Annotated in this window: 22 protein-coding genes; all 22 read left to right on the top strand. The window is 37.6% G+C overall.

Translation table 11 applies throughout. The annotated features are described in order from the left end of the window. The first annotated feature begins 6 nt into the window (after nt 1-6). The gene (locus tag DBR32_RS03795; protein WP_124634977.1) at nt 7-1,332 is read left to right on the top strand and encodes a nucleotide sugar dehydrogenase; all 1,326 of its coding nucleotides are present in this window, start codon (nt 7-9) and stop codon (nt 1,330-1,332) included. A gap of 76 nt (nt 1,333-1,408) precedes the next feature. Next, entirely contained in the window at nt 1,409-2,275 is an 867-nt protein-coding gene (locus DBR32_RS03790) for an ABC transporter permease (RefSeq protein ID WP_124634976.1), read from the top strand. A gap of 26 nt (nt 2,276-2,301) precedes the next feature. Then, a complete protein-coding gene (locus tag DBR32_RS03785; protein ID WP_124634975.1) occupies nt 2,302-3,543 on the top strand; it encodes an ABC transporter ATP-binding protein in 1,242 nt (413 codons plus the stop codon). Then, a complete protein-coding gene (locus DBR32_RS03780; protein ID WP_124634974.1) occupies nt 3,540-4,829 on the top strand; it encodes a glycosyltransferase in 1,290 nt (429 codons plus the stop codon). The genes DBR32_RS03785 and DBR32_RS03780 overlap by 4 nt, the downstream gene beginning before the upstream one ends. Before the next feature lie 74 nt (nt 4,830-4,903). Further along, nucleotides 4,904-6,019, top strand: a complete 1,116-nt coding sequence (locus DBR32_RS03775; protein WP_124634973.1) for an acetyl-CoA carboxylase biotin carboxylase subunit family protein — start codon at nt 4,904-4,906, stop codon at nt 6,017-6,019. Then, entirely contained in the window at nt 6,016-6,648 is a 633-nt protein-coding gene (locus DBR32_RS03770; protein WP_124634972.1) for an acetyltransferase, read from the top strand. Before DBR32_RS03775 ends, DBR32_RS03770 begins: the two co-directional genes overlap by 4 nt. Before the next feature lie 2 nt (nt 6,649-6,650). Beyond that, nucleotides 6,651-7,799, top strand: a complete 1,149-nt coding sequence (locus DBR32_RS03765; RefSeq protein ID WP_124634971.1) for an acyltransferase — start codon at nt 6,651-6,653, stop codon at nt 7,797-7,799. Then, on the top strand, nt 7,796-8,926 hold the full coding sequence (gene rffA, locus DBR32_RS03760) for a dTDP-4-amino-4,6-dideoxygalactose transaminase (protein WP_124634970.1): 1,131 nt from the start codon (nt 7,796-7,798) through the stop codon (nt 8,924-8,926). Before DBR32_RS03765 ends, rffA begins: the two co-directional genes overlap by 4 nt. An 18-nt stretch (nt 8,927-8,944) precedes the next feature. Further along, nucleotides 8,945-9,562 carry an acyltransferase gene (locus DBR32_RS15680; protein WP_124634969.1) on the top strand — a complete coding sequence of 206 codons (618 nt, stop codon included), beginning with the start codon at nt 8,945-8,947 and terminating at the stop codon, nt 9,560-9,562. 11 nt (nt 9,563-9,573) lie between these two features. After that, complete coding sequence (locus DBR32_RS03750; protein WP_124634968.1) at nt 9,574-10,485, top strand: glycosyltransferase family 2 protein; 912 nt, start codon at nt 9,574-9,576, stop codon at nt 10,483-10,485. Between the two features lie 23 nt (nt 10,486-10,508). Beyond that, entirely contained in the window at nt 10,509-11,324 is an 816-nt protein-coding gene (locus tag DBR32_RS03745) for a hypothetical protein (protein WP_124634967.1), read from the top strand. A gap of 4 nt (nt 11,325-11,328) precedes the next feature. Then, entirely contained in the window at nt 11,329-12,159 is an 831-nt protein-coding gene (locus tag DBR32_RS03740; RefSeq protein ID WP_158605900.1) for a glycosyltransferase, read from the top strand. Nucleotides 12,160-12,170: 11 nt separating this feature from the next. Then, nucleotides 12,171-13,112 (top strand): glycosyltransferase family 2 protein, encoded by a 942-nt coding sequence (locus DBR32_RS03735; RefSeq protein ID WP_124634965.1) that lies wholly within the window; start codon nt 12,171-12,173, stop codon nt 13,110-13,112. Beyond that, complete coding sequence (locus DBR32_RS03730; RefSeq protein ID WP_124634964.1) at nt 13,109-14,266, top strand: glycosyltransferase; 1,158 nt, start codon at nt 13,109-13,111, stop codon at nt 14,264-14,266. The genes DBR32_RS03735 and DBR32_RS03730 overlap by 4 nt, the downstream gene beginning before the upstream one ends. A 157-nt stretch (nt 14,267-14,423) precedes the next feature. Beyond that, on the top strand, nt 14,424-15,815 hold the full coding sequence (locus DBR32_RS03725) for a hypothetical protein (RefSeq protein WP_124634963.1): 1,392 nt from the start codon (nt 14,424-14,426) through the stop codon (nt 15,813-15,815). Between the two features lie 60 nt (nt 15,816-15,875). Further along, nucleotides 15,876-16,913, top strand: a complete 1,038-nt coding sequence (locus DBR32_RS03720; RefSeq protein WP_124634962.1) for an acyltransferase — start codon at nt 15,876-15,878, stop codon at nt 16,911-16,913. 43 nt (nt 16,914-16,956) lie between these two features. Continuing rightward, entirely contained in the window at nt 16,957-18,066 is a 1,110-nt protein-coding gene (locus DBR32_RS03715) for a glycosyltransferase family 4 protein (RefSeq protein ID WP_124634961.1), read from the top strand. Nucleotides 18,067-18,083: 17 nt separating this feature from the next. Further along, a complete protein-coding gene (locus DBR32_RS03710; protein WP_124634960.1) occupies nt 18,084-19,238 on the top strand; it encodes a glycosyltransferase family 4 protein in 1,155 nt (384 codons plus the stop codon). Continuing rightward, nucleotides 19,239-20,321, top strand: coding sequence for an EpsG family protein (locus DBR32_RS03705; protein WP_124634959.1), 1,083 nt, complete (start codon nt 19,239-19,241; stop codon nt 20,319-20,321). An 8-nt stretch (nt 20,322-20,329) separates the two neighbouring features. Next, complete coding sequence (locus tag DBR32_RS03700; RefSeq protein ID WP_199724344.1) at nt 20,330-21,229, top strand: glycosyltransferase family A protein; 900 nt, start codon at nt 20,330-20,332, stop codon at nt 21,227-21,229. Nucleotides 21,230-21,234: 5 nt separating this feature from the next. Next, nucleotides 21,235-22,332, top strand: coding sequence for a glycosyltransferase (locus DBR32_RS03695; protein ID WP_124634957.1), 1,098 nt, complete (start codon nt 21,235-21,237; stop codon nt 22,330-22,332). Next, a complete protein-coding gene (locus tag DBR32_RS03690; protein WP_124634956.1) occupies nt 22,310-23,470 on the top strand; it encodes a glycosyltransferase family 4 protein in 1,161 nt (386 codons plus the stop codon). Before DBR32_RS03695 ends, DBR32_RS03690 begins: the two co-directional genes overlap by 23 nt. Nucleotides 23,471-23,474: the final 4 nt, after the last annotated feature.

Below are 23,474 nucleotides of genomic sequence, written 5' to 3'. Positions count from 1 at the left end.
TTTACAATGAGTATCGAAACAAATTCAGAAAAGACTATAAATTTTCTAAGCGCAAATCCCAAGATCGCCATCATTGGATTGGGTTATGTCGGACTGCCTTTAGCTTGTTTAATGGCGGGGAAATACAGGGTTACCGGCTTCGATATAAGCGAAAGCAGGGTTGATGCCTTAAGAAAGGGTAAAGACAGTACCCTTGAGATAGAGGCCGTTGATTTGGGTAAAGTGCTGTTAGCTGATAACACGCATGCCGAAAAAGGATTGTATTGTACTGATAAAGAACAGGATATAGCAGATGCGACGGTATACATTATTACGGTACCCACACCGGTAGATAATAATAACCAACCCGATCTTTCCCCGGTTATCACAGCGAGTAATACTGTAGCACAATACCTCAAAGAGGGAGATGTGGTGATTTATGAATCTACGGTATATCCGGGTTTGACGGAAGAAATATGTGTACCCCTGTTAGAACAAGGGAGCTCTTTAATATTCAATAGTGGATTCTTTGTGGGCTATTCACCCGAAAGAGTAAATCCGGGTGATAAATCTCGTACCATAGAGAATATTCTGAAAATTACTTCGGGTAGTACGCCTGAAATTGCAGCATACGTCGATCAGTTGTATCGATCCGTCATAAAAGCAGGAACCTATAAAGCGACCTCGATTAAGGTAGCGGAAGCAGCCAAAGTGATTGAGAATGCCCAAAGGGATATCAATATTGCTTTTGTCAATGAATTAGCAAAAATCTGCAACAAGCTGGGTATCGCAACAAAAGAAGTTTTAGATGCAGCAGGAACGAAGTGGAATTTTCAGGCTTATAAACCCGGCCTTGCCGGTGGGCACTGTATCGGCGTTGACCCTTATTACCTGGCCTTAAAAGCGAAACAAGTGGGTTATTATCCCGGACTGATTCTGGCCGCGAGAAGATTGAATGAAAGCATGGCAGAATACATTGCTTCCCAGATTGTAAAGTGCATGATCACAAAGGAACTGACCATCAAAGGAGCCAGGGTACTGATGCTAGGGATTACGTTTAAGGAAAACTGTCCGGATGTCCGGAATACTAAAATCGTGGAAGTCATTCATGAATTAGAAACCTACGGTTTAGTTGTGGATATTTTTGATCCTTGGGCCGATTCGGAAATAGTGGCATCGGCTTATAATCTGACGAGCCATAAGGAGTTACCAATTGAAAAATATGACGCGATTGTACTTGGGGTGGCACATCAGGAATTTCTGCATCTTAATTATGAAAATCTTAAAAAAGACCAATCTATTATTTATGATGTAAAATCTTTTTTACCAATCAAGGTTGATGGTGCGCTGTAAAGGATTGTGAGATGATGATTTTGTGATTAGGTCAATATAATATTTGTGAATTTCTATAATAACTTACTTTTGTAAAATGGATAAAAGCATAGAGAATAAAAGTGAATGGACAGAAGTGATTAAACCCCAAGTCAGTCTATTTGATTTGCATTTAAAGGAAGTCTGGAGATACCGGGATTTACTCAGTTTATTAGTGCGTCGGGACTTTGTATCCAATTTTAAACAAACTATTTTGGGTCCTTTATGGTTTTTTATTCAACCATTAATGACCACGATTATATTTACGATAGTCTTTGGGAATATTGCAGGATTAGCTCCTGCAGGTATTCCTACATTACTATTCTATCTTTCGGGAATCACGATGTGGAGTTATTTTTCGGAATGTTTGACCAAGACGTCAACAGTATTTAGAGATAACGCCAGTATTTTTGGTAAGGTCTATTTTCCAAGACTGATTATGCCGCTGTCAATTATTGTAAGCAATCTCTTGAGAATGGGGGTGCAATTGGTATTATTTCTTTGTTTTTGGCTTTATTATTATTTCTCAGATAGTTCAATAGAGCCCAATTGGGCTATGGCATTATTCCCTTTGTTAATTGTATTAATGGCGGGTATGGGCTTAGGTTTAGGATTAATAATTAGTGCTTTAACAAATAAATATAGAGACTTAAGTTTCCTCTTGACTTTTGCGGTGCAACTAATGATGTATGCAACGCCCGTGATAACACCTTTGTCAAAAGTAAGCGGGAAGTATTTGTGGATTCTTAAGATTAACCCGATGACCTCTATAATTGAAACCTTTAGATATGGATTTCTTGGCAGTAAAAGCGCGGTGCTTGACTATGGAATGTTGGGATATAGTGCGTTATTTACGGTAGTAGTAGTAGTAGTAGGGGCCATAATCTTTAATAAAGTGGAAAAAACGTTTATGGATACGGTATAATCTTTTCTACAAATATATTTTAATAGATGTCAAACATAGCAATCAAAGTAGAAGATGTAGGTAAAATGTACCGTTTAGGTCAAGTCGGTACAGGTACTATTTCTCAAGATTTAAATAGGTGGGTTGCCAGAATCAGGGGGAAAGAAGATCCCTTCACAAAGATAGGCGAAACAAATGATCGAACAATTAAGGGAGAAAGTAATATGGTATGGGCCCTTAAGGATGTCAATTTTGAAATTCAAAAGGGAGATGCTGTTGGCATTATTGGTAGAAATGGAGCAGGTAAAAGTACTCTTTTAAAACTACTCAGTAAGGTGACCAAACCAACAACAGGTTCCATTAAAATAAATGACAGAATCGCAAGCTTATTAGAAGTTGGTACGGGATTCCACCCGGAAATGACGGGTAGAGAGAACATTTATTTAAATGGGGCCATTTTGGGTATGACCAAGAAAGAAATTAAACGAAAATTTGATGAAATAGTTGATTTCTCGGGCGTAGAGCGCTATATCGACACCCCTGTTAAACGATATTCTTCAGGAATGTATGTTCGCTTGGCTTTTGCGGTAGCGGCACATTTAGAATCAGAAATACTTATTGTTGATGAAGTTTTGGCGGTAGGAGATGCAGAGTTTCAGAAGAAGTGTTTGGGTAAAATGGGGGATGTATCAAAAGGTGAAGGCAGAACGGTGCTATTCGTAAGCCATAATATGGCTGCAGTTAAGACCTTATGTAATAAGGGCATATTAATGCAATATGGATCCGTTGCGTATCAGGGAGATATTGCAAAAGTGATTGATCGGTATATTGCGAGTACCGCAAAACCTAAAGAGGAAATGAAGTATGAGATTGATGCCAATAAAAAAGCGCAGATACTGCTAGTCGATATTTTTAATGAAAAAAATATTCCGACTACAGAGTTCTCTCATTTAGAAGATATTAGGATATGCTTGAATATCCTGAATGATAGAGGGGGAGAAGGAACTAGGATCAATATTGCTGTTTTAGACCAGTTCGAAAATGTATTATTTATCTCCAGACGTAAATTAGATAAAGGATTCAATTCTTTGGAAATAATGCTTAAGGGAAATGTACTTATCCCCAATAGGTATGTTTTATCCATAGCGATTGATAATCCTGGAGTAGAGTTATATGATGTAATTGATGGGGGCATAATCTTTGATATTATTGATCTTGGTAATGAAAACTCCATAAATGGAGATACTGAAAATGGAATATTTGTTGCGCCTTTAATTTGGAATGCATGATAAAAAATATATTGATTATTTCTACCGGCGATATCAATGGAGCTTATGATGCGGCATATAAGTTGGCAACAATTGCTATTAATATGGGTCATAATGTAAAGATGCTGGTAAAGTATAAATCCCGGCCAGATCATTTTATTGTTCAATACCCTCAGCCGGTACTGACGCTTGGACAAAGAGCTTTATTAAAGATTAATAATAAAATAAAAAAAAATGAGCCACTTAGAACAGATAGCGAATATGGATTTCTAAGTATAAACGAAACGGTGCAAAATGTAGATGTTGCGCTTATCTTAAAAACTATTGGATTTAAGCCAGACTACATTTTTGTTGGAATGACGATTCAATTTATGAATACTACAGATTTATATAATTTATCGCAAAAAGCAAATGCTCAGGTGGTAAATGTGACTGTAGATATGAACCATTTCACAGGAGGATGTCATTTCTCTTGGGGTTGCAAAGGATATGTTTATGGATGTAATGAGGAATGCCCGGCTATAATAGCGCCTAAGGATAAAATAATTGCCAAACACAATTTTGAACGTAAGTTGCTTAATGCTACCAATGGTAATTTTCAGATATTAGCAGGTTCTGGATTGACTTTAGAGCAAGCAAAAGAATCTAAAATTTATAAGAATCAAAAATATATTGAAAATATCAACAGTTTGATTGATATGAAGATATTCAATGACAATAATAAACAGTATGCTAAAAAAGTTTTCGGCCTGAATGAAGACAAATTCTATATTTTGGCGGGCTCTCAGACCACTAAAGAAAGAAGAAAAGGGTTTTCTTTTCTTATAGAAGCGCTAAAGGAGTTGGAATTGTTATTAACGCCGGAATATAGGTCAAAAATTATTTTATTAGTTGTTTCCCGTGAGGTTACTCATGTCTTTGACGAAATTAATTTTCAAACGCAACACCTAGATTACATAAAAGACCATCGTTTACTTTCCCAGTTGTACCAAGCTGCAGATGTCTTTGTAAATACTTCCATTGAGGATTCAGGTCCTATGATGGTGTCAGAAGCTTTAGCCTGTGGAACGCCAGTGGTCGGATTTGATACGGGGATTGTTACAAATATGGTTATTGATGATTATAATGGATACAAAATTAGGATGAAAAATAGTAAAGAATTGGCTTTGGGAATCAATAAGATATTTGATCTCTCTAAAGACGATTATGCTACGTTTTCTAAAAATAGTGTTAGACAGGTTCAGGAATATTCCTCTTTTGAATATGCAGAATCAATATTGAACAAAATAATTTTTCGTAATCTGTAGTAAACGCTGTTCAGATCTGAAAATCATAAAGAAGCATTTTTATATTCATACATGATTATTAGAGGTCATTTATTATGAAAAAATTAGCCATAGTTGGAGCAAGTTATTTGCAGTTACCTTTAGTTGAAAAGGCGAAATCAATGGGTATTGAAACCCACTGTTTCGCATGGGATGATGGTGCCGTTTGTAAAATGATATCAGACTATTTTTATCCGATTTCTGTTTTGGATAAAGAAAATATACTGATGAAATGTCAGGAAATCGGTATAGATGGTATTACAACAATAGCAACAGATATTGCAATACCTACAATTTGTTATGTGGCACAAAAAATGAACTTAATTTCAAATTCCCTGGAATCTTCGTTGAGGACAACCAATAAGGGAATAATGAAAAATAGGTTTATCGAGTATGGTATAGTAACACCCAAATCATTACAAATAGAGGCTTATCAAGAAGAGGATTTTCGCATGTTTTCATTTCCACTTATTGTTAAACCCATAGATAGGTCAGGGAGTCTAGGGGTGTGTAAGGTGGATAATGCAATTGGGCTGGAGCAAGCAGTAAAAGAAGCTATAACATATTCTTTTCAAAAGAAATGTGTTGTAGAGGAGTTTATTGAGGGGAAAGAGGTAAGTGTCGAGAGTATTTCTTGGAAAGGCAATCACAAAGTATTGGCTATTACTGATAAAGTAGTTACAAAAGAGCCATATTTTGTTGAATTGGCGCACCATCAACCAGCAGTGCATCAACAGGGAATTTTGGATAGAATCGAAGACATAACGGAAGCGGTATTAAATGCAGTAAATGTTGAATATGGTGCCGGCCACACAGAGCTCATGATTACACCTGAAGGGAAGATATATGTAATCGAAATCGGCGCGCGAATGGGTGGAGACTTTATTGGCTCACATTTAGTACAGCTCTCAACCGAATATGATTTTCTGAAAGCGGTAATTGAGGTTGCATTAGGTAATTTTATACTTCCCGACAGAATTAATAATAAAACCTGTTCTGGGGTTTACTTTTTATCACATGATACTAGAGAACTCCTCCCTTATTTTGAAAAGGATAATGTATTTGATGTGCAGAAGGTGATCAATAATGATAATTTGATCGCAGCGAAGAGTAGTAACGACCGTTCAGGATATTTAATTTATAGTTCACCTAATAAAATAGACCTCTTGTGAAAAGGTTGGCCATTATCGGAGCTGGGCATCTGGGGCAACAAATCGCCTATCATGCAATTGCAGATAAGCAATATAATGTTGTCGGTTTCTTTGACGATACTCACGACAAAGGTTCCATAATAAATGGAATTATGGTATTGGGCAACATCAAAGAAGCGAAGGATAGTTATGAGGCAGGAGTGTTTGATGAGTTACTTATTGGTATAGGCTATAAGCATATTCAAATGCGCAAAGTACTATTTGAACAGTTTTCTGGTAAAGTACCATTTGCAACATTTATACACTCGTCATGCTGGGTAGATGCTTCTGCAACAATTAAACAGGGTGTTGTGATGTATTCGGCTTGTGTTATTGATAAACATGTTGTAATTGAAGAAAATGTGCTTTTAAATATTGGCTGTTGTATTGCACACGATACAAAAATCGGAAAGCATAGCTTTCTATCCCCCCGAGTTGCAATCGCGGGTTTTGTCGTTATTGGGGAACTCAATATATTAGGGATAAATACAACTGTTATCGATAATGTTTCGATTGTGGGTAATACACAGGTCGGAGCTGCGGGAGTGGTAATAAAAAATATAGTAAAACCTGGATTATATGTTGGTAATCCGGTAAGATTTATAAGGTAAATATGGCTTCTTCTCACTCAAAATCAGGTTTCTTTTTTAACGGTCTAAATGAATTACGGGCTTTTGCAGCATTAGCTGTATTATTTCACCATATAGAAATGTTGAAGTTTAAAGATGGCATCATTAGTTTGTTTGATTATAAAATATCCCGCTACTTTATAGAGAATGTAGGGAAAAACGGAGTATATCTTTTCTTTGTTTTAAGCGGATTTTTAATCACATTTTTATTGTTGAAAGAGAAGGCTAAGACCGGAACCATATTGTTTAAAAATTTTTACTTGAGGCGCATTTTTAGAATTTGGCCATTATATTATATTATATTACTGATTTCATTTGTTATTATCCCCTTGCTTAATCAGTCGTTTGCCATATTTTCCGATACTTCATATTATTTTAATAGATTGGTTAATGAGGGTAATTACCGCTTGACAACAATATTGCTATATGTATCATTCTTGCCTAATGTCGCTTTGCAGCTAGGTACAGTTCTTGTTGGATGCTCTCAATCATGGTCCGTTGGGGTAGAGGAGCAATTTTATATTATATGGCCCTTTTTGATCTATTTTTTCTCTAAAAAGAAAATATTAGGCGTATTTTTCGGCATCCTTATATTGTTTATTTTGTTCAATTTGCAGTCGATATTGCCCATCATTAAATTTGTAACCTCTATCTTTCCTTTTGAATTCATGGCCATAGGCTCTATTGGAGGGTTTATATACTTTTATTATAAGGAGCATATTGAATTGATCTCTAACAATAAATATGTATACTTGTTATGTATACTGGGCATCATTTTTTTATTGGCAGTACCTGTTTTAGGTCTATATATACAAAATGTATTATTAGCATTTCTTTTTCTTGCCTTAATAATTATTAGTGTAAACGATTCTAATCCATTGGCATATCGAAATCGCGTATTCTCTTTTCTTGGGAAAATCTCGTATGGAATCTATATGTACCATTCTTTTCTCATGTTTTTAATATTTCCTATTGTTGCAAAACTACTTCCTGCTCATGAAAATATAATTATCTATAACGTATTACTGTATTTTTTACTCGTAACGAGTACGATACTTATAAGCCACTTATCTTATAAGTATATTGAAACCTATTTTATTAAAATTAAGGATACAAGATTTAAATCTATATGATACCATTTAATAAGCCATTTATTGTTGGCAATGAATTGAAGTATATTGAAGAAGCTGTAAATGCCGGAAAAATTTCCGGTGATGGTATTTTTACAAAAAAATGCCATGCCTTTTTTGAGGAAAAATATGGATTTCAAAAAGTATTACTCACGACATCGTGCACCGATGCTTTGGAAATGGCGGCAATTCTTATTGATATCCAACCTGGAGACGAAGTCATTATTCCGAGTTATACTTTTGTTTCTACCGCGAATGCATTCGCATTAAGAGGGGCAAAAATCATTTTTGCCGACTCTTATGCTGGCAATCCAAATATTGATGCAGAAAATCTGGAGCAATACATTACTTCAAAAACAAAGGCAATTGTACCGGTGCACTATGCAGGTATCGCTTGCGATATGGATAAGATAATGGAATTGTCAGAAAAATATAGATTTTATGTTATAGAAGATGCGGCTCAGGCTATTGATAGTTATTATATTAGTGAGAATGGAGAGCGAAAAGTTCTGGGTTCAATCGGCCATATGGCTGCGTTTTCATTTCATGAAACGAAAAACATAATTTCAGGAGAAGGTGGATTGTTGGCCATTAATGATGCTTCCTTCAATGAGCGGGCAGAAATTATTAGAGAAAAAGGGACAAACAGGAGTGCCTTTTTTAGAGGAGAAGTGAATAAATACGGTTGGGTAGACTTAGGGTCTTCTTTCTTACCTTCAGAACTTATTTCCGCATTTTTATATGCACAATTAGAAGAAATTGAAAAAATACAAAAGAAAAGAAAAGAATTATGGGACTATTACTATAGTAGATTCTCCGGATTATCAAAGCAATTAGGGATAACGCTGCCTGCGGTGCCGGATTATGCGACTAATAATGCACATATGTTTTACATCGTCTTTAATGATCCTAATAAGAGAAGTGAATTTATTTCAATATGTAAAAATAATGATATCCATCCCGTATTTCACTACCTTTCACTCCATAAAAGCGAGTTTTATACTAAAAGCAATCCAGATATTACAACTGAATGTCCTAACAGCGATAAGTTTACAGATGCATTGTTAAGGCTACCATTGTTTTATACACTTGAGAAAAGTGATATAGATAAAATAGCTGATTTATTTTAATGGAAAATAAGAATTTGAATGGGACTAAAAAAAATATTAAAAGATAGAATTTATTTATTTCTGGATGGTTACTACTCCGATTTGAAAATACGCAGATCCGAATATATCAAAAAGGAATTTAGTAAAGTGGGCATCAATTTTATTATTGAGGAGCCTTTACGCTATTTAGGACTAAAGAATGTGACGGTTGGTGATAACGTTAGTATTGGGAAAGATTGGAGAGTAGAGGCCTTTAACAAGCATAATGATCAGGAATTTGATGGCCGTATACAAATAGGCAATAATGTGAATATTGAATCCTGTTTTCATATTGGGGCTATTGGAAAAATTACTATTGGTGACAATGTATTAATGGCAAGTAAAGTATTCATCTCAGATCATTCTCATGGCAATGTTAATAATCCTGATGAATTTAAACTTGCTCCTGCAAAAAGACCCTTATATAGTAAAGGAGATATTTATATCGGTAATAATGTCTGGATAGGGGAGGGTGTTTGTATTTTATCGGGTGTTACAATAGGGGAAAACGCAATAATAGGCGCAAATAGTGTTGTTACCACTAGTATTCCTTCTAATGTGATCGCTGCCGGTGTTCCGGCCAAGGTCATTAAATATATTGATATTCCCCAGAATTAATCCGGCAAAAAATGAAGCAATTAACGATCGTCATTGCCTATTATAATATCCAATACTTTGAACAAACGCTGATTTCTTTGCGTAATCAGTCTTGTAAGGATTTTAAGGTTTTTGTTGGGAATGATAAAAGCCCGAATGATCCTCAGGGGATTATTGAAGCATATCAAGAGCAATTAGACCTGCAATATATCCATTTCGGAGAAAATCTGGGCGGTCGTGATCTAACCTTACAATGGAAACGGTGCTTGCAGTATGTGAATACAGAATGGTTCATGATTTTAGGAGATGATGATATGCTGTCTGCTGATGCTGTAGAAGGGTTTTATAAGGCTATTAAGACGCCGGAGCCTCAAGCTAAGGTGTTGCGGTACGGTATACAAATCATAGATGGCGAAGGTGTGGCTCAGACAGATATTATTCGGTATGAAGATATGGAACCCGCTACTGAGTTCATCTACAAGCGAGCGAAAAATGCAGTACGAAGTAGTTTGGGCGAATATATATTTCGCTTAAAGGATTATAAAGTAAATGGCATTACTTCCTATCCTAAAGCATTTTATTCCGATAACATGATGGTACTTGAAAATGCGCATTTCGGTCCTGTGAAAAATGTGCCCTTCGGACATGCCCTTATTCGGATTTCCGAAAATAGCTTCTCTGGCAACGATGCCAACAAAAAAGAATTAACGAGATCGGGCTATTTATTTTATACAGACTTATTAGTGAAGTACGCAGTACATTTTAAGACCCTGCATAAAGATGAATTTTTGGATTATGTATTGGCTGGATATTTGACAGAGAGCAACAACCTTAAGTTAAGTCAGATCATAAAACTTGTATTTAAGAATGCAAGTTTTAAAAAATGCATAATAATATTCCTGAGGCTATTGAAGCGTAAACTTACTGCTGGTAATAGATCTTAGTTTAGCATTTTAAGTATAAGAGTATGGGATTTATAGATAAAATTATAGGTAAGATTCAATATTGGAAAAATAGGATCGCGTACAAACGGGCGATTAGTACTCCGTTGGTAAAGGCTCAGATAAATAATCCTTTTTCAATACCTATTTTGATTATTAACTATAATCAATTGTTTTTTTTAAAACAACAGGTTGACTTCTTGGTTGGGAGAGGTTTTCATAATATTGTCATAATAGATAATCTGTCTGATTACCCACCTTTATTGGCCTATTATAACGATTTACCCAAAGGTGTTATCGCAGAACGGATGGACAAAAATTACGGGCATATGGTCTTTTTTGAAAGTGACTATTTGCAAGAGAAATATGGAAAGGGATATTATGTGGTTTCTGATGCAGATATCGTACCCAATCAAAGTTGTCCGGCTAACTTTATGTCAGTATTAATTAACCAACTCAATAAACACTTCCAGAATATTACGAAAGTTGGATTCGCTTTGCGTATAGATGATATTCCTGATAGCTACGCCCTTAAAAAAAATGTACACAAATGGGAACAAAAATTTTGGGAAAATGAGTTAGAAAAAGACGTGTTTGCGGCGAATATAGATACAACATTTGCATTATATAAGCCGAATTACCCAAGTAGTTTTTTTAAGCTACCATTCCTCGCTGGTTTACGCATTGCAGGAGATTTTACAGCAAAGCATGGAGGTTGGTATTTAGATGTAACTAATCCTAGTGCCGAAATGCTTCACTATCAAAAAACGGCTTCTGCGTCAAATTCCTGGAAAATGGATGCGTCAGGCGACATTAAAGGCGATTTTAAAGGTACATACTAATTTTATGATCTCAATTATTATTTCTTCCTATAAACCAAAATTGTTCGCGGCTTGCATCAGCAGCATCGAGCAGACAATTGGTGTTCCCTATGAAATGATACAAATAGAGAATCCCGGTTTGATGAGTATTGCAGAAGCATATAATAAAGGGATTGCTCAAGCGAAAAATGAGATACTTTGTTTTGTGCATGAAGATGTAGTCTTTCATACACCGGATTGGGGGAAACGATTGGAGCAGGCATTGGCGGATAAAACAATAGGTCTATTGGGTGTTGCCGGCTCTAAGCTGATGGGCAATGCGCCCGGTGCCTGGTGGGATTTTGGCGCCGTAAATTATGTTCAGAATATTATCCAGCACAAGAAAGGGCAAATACAACACAACAGAACATTTTCGGAAGGAAATGGATCAACCATAGTGGAAGTGGCGGTTATCGATGGCGTCTTCATGGCCTCCAGGAAAAGCGTGCAGGTAATGTTTAATACCGATGTGCCGGGGTTTCATGCATACGACCTTAGCTACTCGATGGAGCTGCAAAAACGCAATTTAAAAGTAGTCGTAGCCGATGGCATACTCCTTGAGCATTTTTCTTCAGGCAACATCGATCCAGGTTGGTTTTATGCTATGGATCATTTCTATACCAATTACTGTAATAGCCTTCCGGTTGCAGTACAGGCCGACCCGCAGCAAAGCAGATATGAAGAAGAAGCCATAAAGTATTATATCTTAAATGCACCGACAAAAAAGCTACAACGAAAATACTGGCGTATTTTTTTTCGGAGAAAACCATTTGCAAAATTTAATATTGCATTTTTAAAGACCTATATTTTAGGTTAATTTTATTGACTATGGTTAGTATCATCGTTCCCGTATACAACACTGCTGCTTATCTTAAAGAATGCATCCATTCTATAAGGAGCCAATCTTATGCCGATTTAGAAATAATACTGGTCGACGATGGCTCAACCGATCACTCTTTATCTATCTGCCTGGAAGCCGCAAAACAGGACGAACGGATCATTGTTTTAGACAAAGAAAATGGTGGGCAGGCTTCAGCCCGTAACCTGGGATTGGATATCGCTAAAGGAGATTATATTGCCTTTGTGGATAGTGACGATACCATATCACCAGACCTTATCGCGGAGAATATTAAGCTTTTTGAGCAAGATCCGATGATAGAGGTAGTGCAATTTCCTATTTACAGAAATTATGGATTACCGACTGCCTTTAAAGATATTGCGCGCACGGGCCTGATAGAGGGTCTTGAGGAACTATACCGCCAATGGATAGAAAAGGATCGTATTTCCTGGATTGTATGCAATAAAATATTTAAAAAAGAGGTCTTTGCAGGCCTGCGCTTTAAAGAAGGGATGGTCTATGAAGATAATGATATGGTTACCGAAGTATTATCGGTAATTCAGAAACTCTATATCTCTGATGCAGGAATGTATTATTATCATTCAAGAGACAATTCTACAACAACATCGGCGCATACCCTTAAAAAAGAACAGGATACCCAAAAAGTAAGTTTCAATATTTATCAAAAACTCCTGTTACACCCTTTATTAAAACAGGGAAGAGTTATCATGGAAAGCCGTATCCTCAACGTTGCTTTATCGATACAGAAGAATTACGGGGAGCAAGCGATAGGATATCTTCCCTCCGGTTTCAGACAGCGTATTAATTTAAAAGATGTTCAGGCAAGTCATTTGCCCGCAAAAGAAAAGATTAAATTATATTTACTGAAAATACTGGGTGTACCCTCTTTTATAAAAATATTTGCCCGATGAACACGCCTAAGAAAATAGCATTTGTAATCGAATCTTTAGACTGCGGTGGCGCAGAGAAGAGCTTGGTTACCTTATTGCAAAATCTGGATTATAAGCAACTGAAAGTCGATCTGTTGCTACTGAACAGAGGGGGGGTGTTTGAGCAATTTGTTCCTGAAAATGTAGTCATCAGGCACTTGGATCTATTTTCAAAGGGAAATAAAATAAACAATCTTTTGCAGAGAGCCCGATACTTTTACCTTCGTAAATTCGGCAATAAACAACAACATTCCGCACAGAAATTTTGGAAAGCATTTAAGTCATCCATTCCCGTCTGGCCCCAAAGCTACGATGTGGCCATCTCTTATAGCCAGGGCTTTTGTACCTATTATGTGGCCACGCGTGTAGAGGCAGCGAAAAAAATCACCTGGCTCAATACCGATTACCTTAAGGCAGGCTATGATGCCGCGTTTGATTTTCCCTATTATAAACAATATGCTAAGGTGGTGCCTGTTTCGGAAGAAGGAGCAAGTGTTTTTAATCAGGCCATGAATCGTTTCGGGAAGCTCGATACACATATTATTAAAGATATTTCGGATAAGAAGGTTATTGTTGCACAGAGTAAAGAGGGGATAAAAGAAGTATTTGATGCACAACAGACCAATATTGTTACCGTATGCCGTTTGGAACCGCCTAAAGGATTAGACCTTGCTGTAGCAGCCTGTAGCATCCTAAAAAAGAAAGGATACAACATACATTGGTACCTTGTGGGGGATGGTTCTGAAAGAAGAAAAATTGAATCAGAAATTAGTGCATTACAACTTACCCATCATTTTACCCTATTGGGGTTTAGAGAAAACCCATATCCATATATGGCCCGGGCGGATATCTATGTGCAGACATCAAGATATGAAGGCTGGGGACTTACCCTTATAGAGGCTACACTGTTACAAAAGCCAATAGTGACGACCAACTTTCCTACAGCCCAGAATATTGTGCAGGAAGGGATTAATGGCTATATTGTAGCAATGGACGCAGCAGCTTTGGCAGAAAAAATAATTTTTCTGATGGAGCATAAAGAGATTGCAATCCGTATGTCCGAACAAGTAGATACGTACAGTGAACAGAATAAAGAGCATTCTCTGGCAAATTTTTATCAGTTAATCAATAATTAGAAATTTTTCTGCTTTAACCTATGATATCAATACCTATATTTGTCTGAATATAGGTTAGTTAAGTGAGCCGAGTGATCATGTGTTATAATAGAATATGCAGAACTTAATATTGGTACATTCCGAGATATACGCGTATCAAAAAAATATAATTGAAACGTTGATAAAAAATAGTGAAGTTCTTATTGCACTATTTATTGTCGCCGGCCAACCAAAACCTTATAAGGATAATCCCCTGACCTTAGGCATTGATAAAAGATTTTTTCAGAGTAAAATAAAGGCCACAGAAAAGTATGATCTGGAGCACTTGATAAAAGCATGGCCCCAGGTGACCCTACTTCGGGAGGCCGCTGGACTGGATTTTAATTGTATTATCAATTTAGCAGATAGCCCTGTAAGGGATCTTAATATTGGTTCTTTTAAGGAAGTATTAAAACCCGATATTGATCCCCAAAATTGGTTTTCGGCTGCCATGCATCATAAAAAATACACCAATATTCGATTACTTTCCGCTGATAAGGAACCCGATCATTTCAAAACCTGCCGGCAACTTTCTTTACGCACGATAAAAGGTATCTATAATAATAGAGATAAGGCCTTGTATTATTTTTCATACCTTATTTCTGGTTACTTTAAGCGGGCGAACTACCCTTTCTTTCACACGAAGCCATATAAATATAATGTATTGTGTCTTTTTATATATTATCTGGGATTGATCACAGAGATCTTTCTGCGCAGAGGACGCAGTATTTTGTATAAATTCAATTGGAAGATAGCAACCATCACGAATAACACGGTAACATTCTTAGACCAACCGAAAAATACCTTTTGGGCAGATCCTTTTATCGTATCGGAAGCGGGAAAAAAATGGGTGTTTTTTGAAGAGCTGGACAGAAAATCAGATTTAGGTCATATTTCGGTTGTAGCCCTGGAGGAACACAATAAAATAGGAATACATCAGAAAGTGTTACAAAAAAGCTTTCATTTATCTTTTCCCAATGTTTTTAAAGTGGGTGCTTCTTATTATATGCTGCCCGAACAAAGTAGTGCCAACCGGCTGGTCCTGTATAAATCAACAAACTTTCCCTATACATGGGAAGAGCATAAAGTTCTCATTGACAATATGAAAATTATTGATCCGGTCTGGTTGTTACATGATAATAAGTACTGGCTGTTTTTTAATAAGATTGAAGAACATGAATATGAGAATAATGAGCGTTTGTATATCTACTATGCCGATGATCTGTTCAGCTCAAACTGGAAACCCCATAAAATGAACCCCGTAATCATAGATATCCCCAAAGCAAGAAATGCCGGACAATTTTTTACTAAAAATGGAGAAATCTTTCGACCTTCGCAAAATTGCGGAGAAACCTATGGCTCAGAAATTACGATTAATAAAGTCGTAAAGCTTACGGTAGAAGAATATGAAGAAATTGAAGTAGAAAAGTTGAGGAATGAGGAAAGTTATTATGGAATGCATACGGTCAATGAAGCCGGTGGCGTAACCGTTACAGATTTTTTGTTTAAAGAGCGAAACTATAAAAGATAAATATTGTATATATGAGTAGCCCTAAAGATATAAGGACATCAATAATTGCATAAAAAAGTAATGGAGATAAGCATAAAACAATCTAAAATATTGAAAACCATAGCCATATTAATGATGCTATGCCTTCATTTGTTTAATACCTTAGATTATAAGTATTTGTTTACCCCTTTAGTGTTTGTTGGATCCAAACCACTGATCTATTATATCTCATTATTTTGTGATGCCTGTGTCCCCATTTTTGCTTTTGTTAGCGGTTACGGCCTGTTTTTTAATTTTCAAAAAGAAGGAAAGCAGTATAGTGTCAAAAACCGAAAACGATTATTAAAGCTGTATATAAACTATTGGATTATCCTGATCATTTTTGTCGGGATTTTGTCCCATATTTTGTCGCATCCCATAGCGCCCCACAGCTGGGCTAAGTTTTTACTTAATTTTACGGCTTTGATCGGTAGTTACAACGGAGCCTGGTGGTTTTTGTTGATTTATATCCTCTTGGTTTTAAGCGCTCCATTCCTGTTTAAGCTAGTTTTAAAGTATAACATTGTAGTGATTCTGCTTGCTACATTTGTGTTGTATGTATTGTCTTTTTATTTGAGAATCTACAGACCTAATATTTTTCAGAATCATTTTTTACAATGGCTGCAAACCAACGGCACACTATATGGCTGTACTTTACTGCCGTTTTTAGCGGGAGCGATTGCACAGAAGGATCAATGGAATACAAAAGTCAGTATACTATTTAAAGAGCGTAAGTATACTGCTATTTGGGCCGTTTCAGGTATTATTGTGCTGATTGTCATCCATGGCTTGGTTCCCAATTTTATTATTGCCCCATTTACCGGCATTGTATTCGTTTTTCTGTTTAACCAGATCCCGATCCATCCGGCCATAGAACGGTTTTTGCTATGGTTGTCTGATCATGCGACAAACATGTGGCTGATACATATGTTCTTCTATATGATTTATTTCAAACAGTTTATTTATAGCCCCCGATACGTTTTGCCCATATTTTTACTATTAGTGACTTGTTGTGTCTTATCTTCCTTAGTCATTAATTATATTAATCAAAAAACGCTTGAGGTATGTCGCATCAGATAAGCACCGGTCTTATATCAGATCAATCACTTAGAACTTATACACTATGAACCAGGTTTTGAAATTACTTTATATAACAAATGGAATTGATGGTTCGGGTGGCTTAGAGCGAGTCTTATCTATTAAGGCAAGCATGCTGGCAGAAGCGCCGGACTACGAAGTACATATCATTACTTTAAACCAAAAAGGAATTGACACCTTCTTCCCGTTCTCAGAAAAAATACAGTTTCATAATTTATCTGTTTCGGGTAATCCGATACAGTATATGCGCGCATACAGAGCAGCCCTGAGGCATGCCGTGGCGGCAATCAATCCTGATCTCATTTCTGTATGTGATGACGGCTTAAAAGGTTTTTTTGTACCCCGGATGCTGAACAATAAATACCATACTATATACGAGCGGCACGCCTCAGTACACATTACTTCAGGAAGCTCTATAATCAGTAAACTGAAAAATAGCTTAGTTCATAAACTCATGATGTCCAGAGTTCGGACATTTGATCGGTTTGTGGTCTTGACAGAAGGCAATAAAAAGGAGTGGCGGGGTAATAATATTTTAGTCATCCCTAATCCCATTAGCGACTATCCGGCACAAACAGCCGATCTGTTACAGAAAAGAGTAATCGCGGTGGGCAGCCAAAGCTATAATAAAGGCTATGACCGACTTCTTCAGTCCTGGGCATTAATACAAAAGATACATCCGGATTGGGAATTGGTCGTTTATGGGAAGAAAAATGAATCCCTGGGCCTGGAACAATTGGCTACAGACCTCGGTATCCATAATACCGTAACCTTTTATGATCCCGTTCAGCAGATTACAGAACAATATTTAAGGGCCTCCATTATGGTATTGCCCTCCCGTTCAGAAGGGTTTGGAATGGTATTAATTGAAGCAATGGCATGTGGCCTGCCCTGTGTTGCTTATGATTGTCCGCATGGACCAAGAGATATTTTGACCGACAATGTAGATGGTTACCTGATTCCTGATGGGGATATAGAAGCATTTGCCCAAAAAATAGCCTTCCTTATGGAGCATAAAGAACGCCGTCAAGCCTTCGGAACGGCTGCACTGGAAAAATCGAAGCGTTACGATCCACAAGTAATCGTGGCTACCTGGAAAGATTTGTTCCGGTCACTTGTGGCCCCTATCCGATAAAAATATTTTGTTTTTATTTGCAGAACTATTTTCCATTAACAGACTATACCTATACTATGAAGATCGCCTACTTAATTGATCAGTTTTTTGAACATGGAGGCATTGAGAAGATACTGGCTCAAAAAATAAATTACTGGATCACCCATTTTGGATATGAAGTGGTCTTGATTACCTGTCGTCAGCAGGAAAAGCCCTTTGTGTATCCTTTGGTGGAACAGGTACAGCATATTGATCTGAATATTCAATACGATTTGAGTAAAAGCTATTTTACCCGTGTAAACATTCTTAAAAGCCAAAAACATTGCTCCGCATTAAAGCAGATCATAAAAAAGATCAAGCCTGATGTGGTGATTTCTACAAGTTTCACCCCGGATCAATATTTCCTACCTTATATCAATAAATCAATACCCAAAATAAAAGAATTGCATGCTTCAGGCTTTACCTTAACCAAAAATATGGGAGGGCTTAAAAAAAGGCTGTTTCAGACGTTAAAGAAATATGACCGCCTTGTCGTGCTAAACGAAAGAGAACAAGCCTATTTTCCGGATTACCCTACAGCCATTATTACTAACTTTATAGAAGCGGCTGCAACTGAGGTAGCTGATCTAGACAAGAAGAAAAATATTATATTGGCGGCCGGCAGAATCGCTCCGGTAAAGCAGTACGACCATCTCCTAAAAGCCTGGGCAATAGTCGCCAAAGATTTCCCGGATTGGGTCCTGCACCTGTATGGGGCAGGAGATGCCACGTTAAAAAATAAATTGCAAGACCTGATCAATACACATCAGCTCACAACGCAGGCATACTTAATGGGCGGAACGCAAGTACTTGCAGAGAAAATGGATGAGGCGAAGATATTTGGGATGACCTCAGAGACCGAATGTTTTCCTATGGTATTGTTGGAGGCACAGCGATCCGGAATGGTGGTGCTCAGCTACCAATCCCCGCATGGCCCCGAAAGCATTATTAACCACGATATCGACGGCCTCCTGACGAAATATAACGATTTTGAAGAATATGCCCGTCGATTGGCCGGGTTGATTGGGGACAATCAAAAAATGCATTATCTTGCGCAAAATGCCCGGCGCAATGTTTCCCGGTTTAGTGCCGATGTGGTGATGGGCGCATGGAACCATTTACTGATGACCCTGACCCAAAAAGATAAAAAATAAATGTTCGATTTCTTACCCATATTTTATTATACCACGATATATTTTCATGTATTACTCCTCATCATGCTTGGGTTATGCGTGCATCTATTATCCATCAATCTGCAAAACCTGAAAGCCATAAATATGACCGGGGTTTTGGGCTATTTGGTATTGATCTGGGTGATATTATACATGGGTACGCGACCCGATTCTCCTCAGTTTGGGGACTCTTATTTTTATGCACACTCCTTTAGAATGGAGCAATTAGGGCTTGTCTCTTATAAAAGCAAGGATTTTGTCTTTTCCAACTTTCTAAAGTTCAGTGCCCAGACGATGACCTTGCAGCAATTCTTTTTATTAATTGATGTCATTTATATTGTTCCCTGCTTTCTTTTTGCCAAAAAGCATTTTAAAAACTACTGGTTCTATGCCTTTTTTATGTTTATCGGCTCCTTCTCCTTTTGGTCGTATGGGGTAAACGGACTTAGAAACGGGATTGCGACCTCTATTTTTATCCTGGCCTTAACCTTTTATGATCGAAAGCTCATATGCTATGCTTTAATGTTTTTAGCTTTTGGGTTTCACTCCTCTGTTATTATACCGGTGGTCGGTTTTGTAATGGCTACATTTTATCGAAATACAAGGATATTATTAATCGGTTGGCTGTTGCTCATCCCGATTTCTTTGGCGAGCGGAGGCTTTTGGGAAGGGCTGTTTAGTGGTTTTATGGATGACGGGCGCACCACATATTTAGGAAGTGCTAATGTAGATAATCAAACCGTACGTGGGTTCAGATGGGATTTTATCGTCTACTCGGCCATGGGCATATTTGCCGGATACTACTTTATCCTGAAACAAAAATTCACAGAAAAATTTTATGTGCATTTATTTAATACTTTTCTGACTGCCAATGGTTTTTGGATATTAGTTATCCGTGCCAATTATAGTAATCGGATTGCTTACCTGTCTTGGTTTTTGATGGCTCCAGTCATTATTTATCCTTTAGTGAAGATGAAATTCTGGAAAAATCAGAATATGATCTTGGCCGCAACCATTGCAGTATATTATATGTTCACCTACTTCATGCTCGTAATCAAAGGATAATGCAAAAAATGTTAACAGTATTTACACCGGCTTATAACAGAGCACATACTTTGCCGAGGCTATACCAAAGCCTTTTACAGCAAACAAGTACTGATTTTGAATGGCTTGTGATCGATGATGGCTCAATAGACGAGACCAAAGCATTGATGGAACAATGGATTCTGGAAAAGAAAATTACGATCAGGTATATTTATCAGCAGAATCAAGGTATGCACGGTGCCCACAATACCGCTTATAAACATATTCATACAGAACTAAATGTCTGTATTGATTCAGATGATTATATGCCGGATAATGGGGTAGAAGTAATTGTTGGTTTTTGGCGAAAATATGGAACCGATCGTGTTGCCGGCATTATCGGATTAGATCAAATGATCGGTGGGGGTATCATCGGGGCTTCTTTTCCCGAAGATCTAAAGGAAACGACCTTATTGGGCTATTATGAAGCCGGCGGTAGTGGCGACAAGAAATTAGTATATCGAACGGAAATTATTACACAATATCCGGAGTATCCTGTTTTTGAAGGAGAAAAATATGTAGGCCTGGCTTATAAATACTATTTAGTAGACCAGGATATGCCTTTATTAGTTTGTAACGAGGTCTTGTGTGTTGTCGAGTACCAGCCCGACGGTTCGAGCTTTAGCATGTTTAAACAATATTGGAATAACCCCAGGGGATTTGCCTTTTACAGAAAAGAGCGCATGAAAGTAGTGCATTCCGTGAAAAGACGGTTTGTCGAAAACATACATTATGTATCCAGTTCGCTAATGGCTGGAAACAAACACTTTATAAAAGAATCCCCCTTGAAATTGTATACCGCACTGGCATTGCCTTTCGGATGGTTATTAAAGCAATATATTGCCCGTAAGGTGAAGAAAGGAGCACAAATGAATTTTAATAAATCATAATCCGCATGAAAATATTACAAATTGTCAATAGTTTGGGTACAGGCGGGGCAGAAAAATTATTATTAGAGACCATTCCTTTGTATTGCCAAAAAGGGATAGAAATGGATATCCTGCTTTTAGATGACAAAAAGACTCCTTTTTATGAGCAGCTGGAAGCCCTGAATTGCTGTAATATATACCATACTTTGCATGATGTAAGTGTTTACAGTCCTAAGCATATTAGACAAATAGCAAAATACCTGAAACAATATGACCTGGTACATGTACACCTTTTTCCGGCACAATATTGGACGGTATTGGCTAAAAAACTGAAAGCCGCTAAAACGAAACTAATATTTACAGAGCATAGTTCTACAAATCGGAGATTAGAACACAGATGGCTCAAGAAAATAGATAAAGTACTGTATAAATATTATGAGAAGATAATCTGTATCACAGCCGAAATACAAAATATAATACACCAGCATACAGGATTAAACAAAGAGCGATTGCCCGTTATTCAGAATGGCGTCAATCTGCAACAGATTAAACATGCCCCGGTTTTAGAAAAGCGGCAAATAGATCCCACATTTAAAGACAGCGATGTTTTATTGATCCAGGTGGCCGGATTTCGGGAAGGCAAAGATCAGGGCACCCTTGTCAAATCCCTGCAACACCTTCCGGAACAGGTTAAGGTATTGCTCGTTGGCGATGGGGTAACCAGGCCAAAAATCGAGGATCTGGTCGCGTCTTTGCATCTGCAGGATCGTGTTTTTTTCTTAGGGCAAAGAATGGATGTACCCAGCCTGTTAAAATCGTCCGACATCATTGTACTTTCTTCTGATTTTGAAGGATTATCGCTTTCCAGTATTGAAGGCATGGCTTCCGGCAAACCCTTTGTCGCCAGTAATGTACCGGGTCTTAGAGAAGTGGTGTCCGGCGCAGGGATATTGTTTGAACGTGCCAATGAAAGAGCACTTGCAGAGATTATTCAAAAATTATCGTCTGATAAAGAATTGTATGCCCAAACAGTACGTAACTGTGAAGCACGCGCCGGGCAATATAATATAGATACTATGGTAGATAAACACATCGCATTATATGAGCAAGTTGTTAAAGCCTAAGATCATCAGAACCGCCACTATTGCGCTTTCATTAGATTATTTACTGAAAGGGCAACTTGCCTATTTAAATCAGGACGCAGCAGTTATTGCAGTATCCGGTCGGGACGAACATTTGGAGACCGTAAGGGAACGCGAAGGTGTTAAGGTTATCTCCTTGAAGATGGAGCGGGCCATAAGCCCTTTAAAAGATCTAGTCTCCCTGATTAAACTGTATCGGTTATTCCGAAAAGAAAAGCCTCAAATCGTGCATTCCATAACGCCTAAAGCAGGCTTGCTCAGCATGCTGGCCGCAAAAGCGGCAGGGGTACCGGTACGGATACACACCTTCACCGGTTTGATCTTTCCTTCAAAAACAGGTATGCTGCAGCAGATATTGATTCGAATGGATAAGTTGCTGTGTAGCGCAGCCACCTATATTATTCCGGAGGGATTAGGCGTAAAACGGGATTTGGAGCAATATAAGATTACCGCTAAACCCCTTAATATCCTGGCTAATGGAAATGTAAATGGTATAGATACGGCATATTTTGACCGAAATGCGGTAACACCGGAAACAATAGCAGCCCTAAAAGCCTCTTTGCAAATAACAGAAGCGGATTTTGTATTCGTGTTTGTAGGGCGATTGGTGAAAGATAAAGGAATTAACGAATTGGTTGCCGCTTTTAATGAGGTTTCAAGGCAGCATCTGCAGGTAAAATTACTATTGGTAGGAAATTATGAAGAGGAATTAGATCCCTTATTGCCGGAAACGATTGCCTGTATCCAAACCAACACTAATATTATATCCGTTGGTTTTCAAAAAGAAGTAAGATCCTATTTTGCGATCAGTGATGCTTTGGCCTTTCCGAGTTACAGAGAGGGTTTTCCGAATGTGGTTCTTCAGGCCGGAGCGATGGGGCTGCCCGCGATCGTTACAGATATTAATGGTTGTAATGAAATTATTATACCAAAACAAAATGGGATCATTATTCCTCCGGGTAGCACCGATGCATTAAAAGAAGCGCTAGAGACATTTTTACAGGATAAAGCCTTACTGGCTCAGTTACAAGAGCATGCACGTCCCATGATTGTTACCCGTTATCGGCAAGAAACAGTATGGTCTGCTACCAAAGCCTTGTATGGTGAATTGTTATCTTAATGTA

The organism is Taibaiella sp. KBW10, assembly GCF_003852495.1.
Taxonomy (GTDB): Bacteria; Bacteroidota; Bacteroidia; order Chitinophagales; family Chitinophagaceae; genus Edaphocola.
The sequence above is the reverse complement of the archived record's forward strand: the minus strand, read 5'-3'. Positions and strand labels throughout refer to the sequence as shown.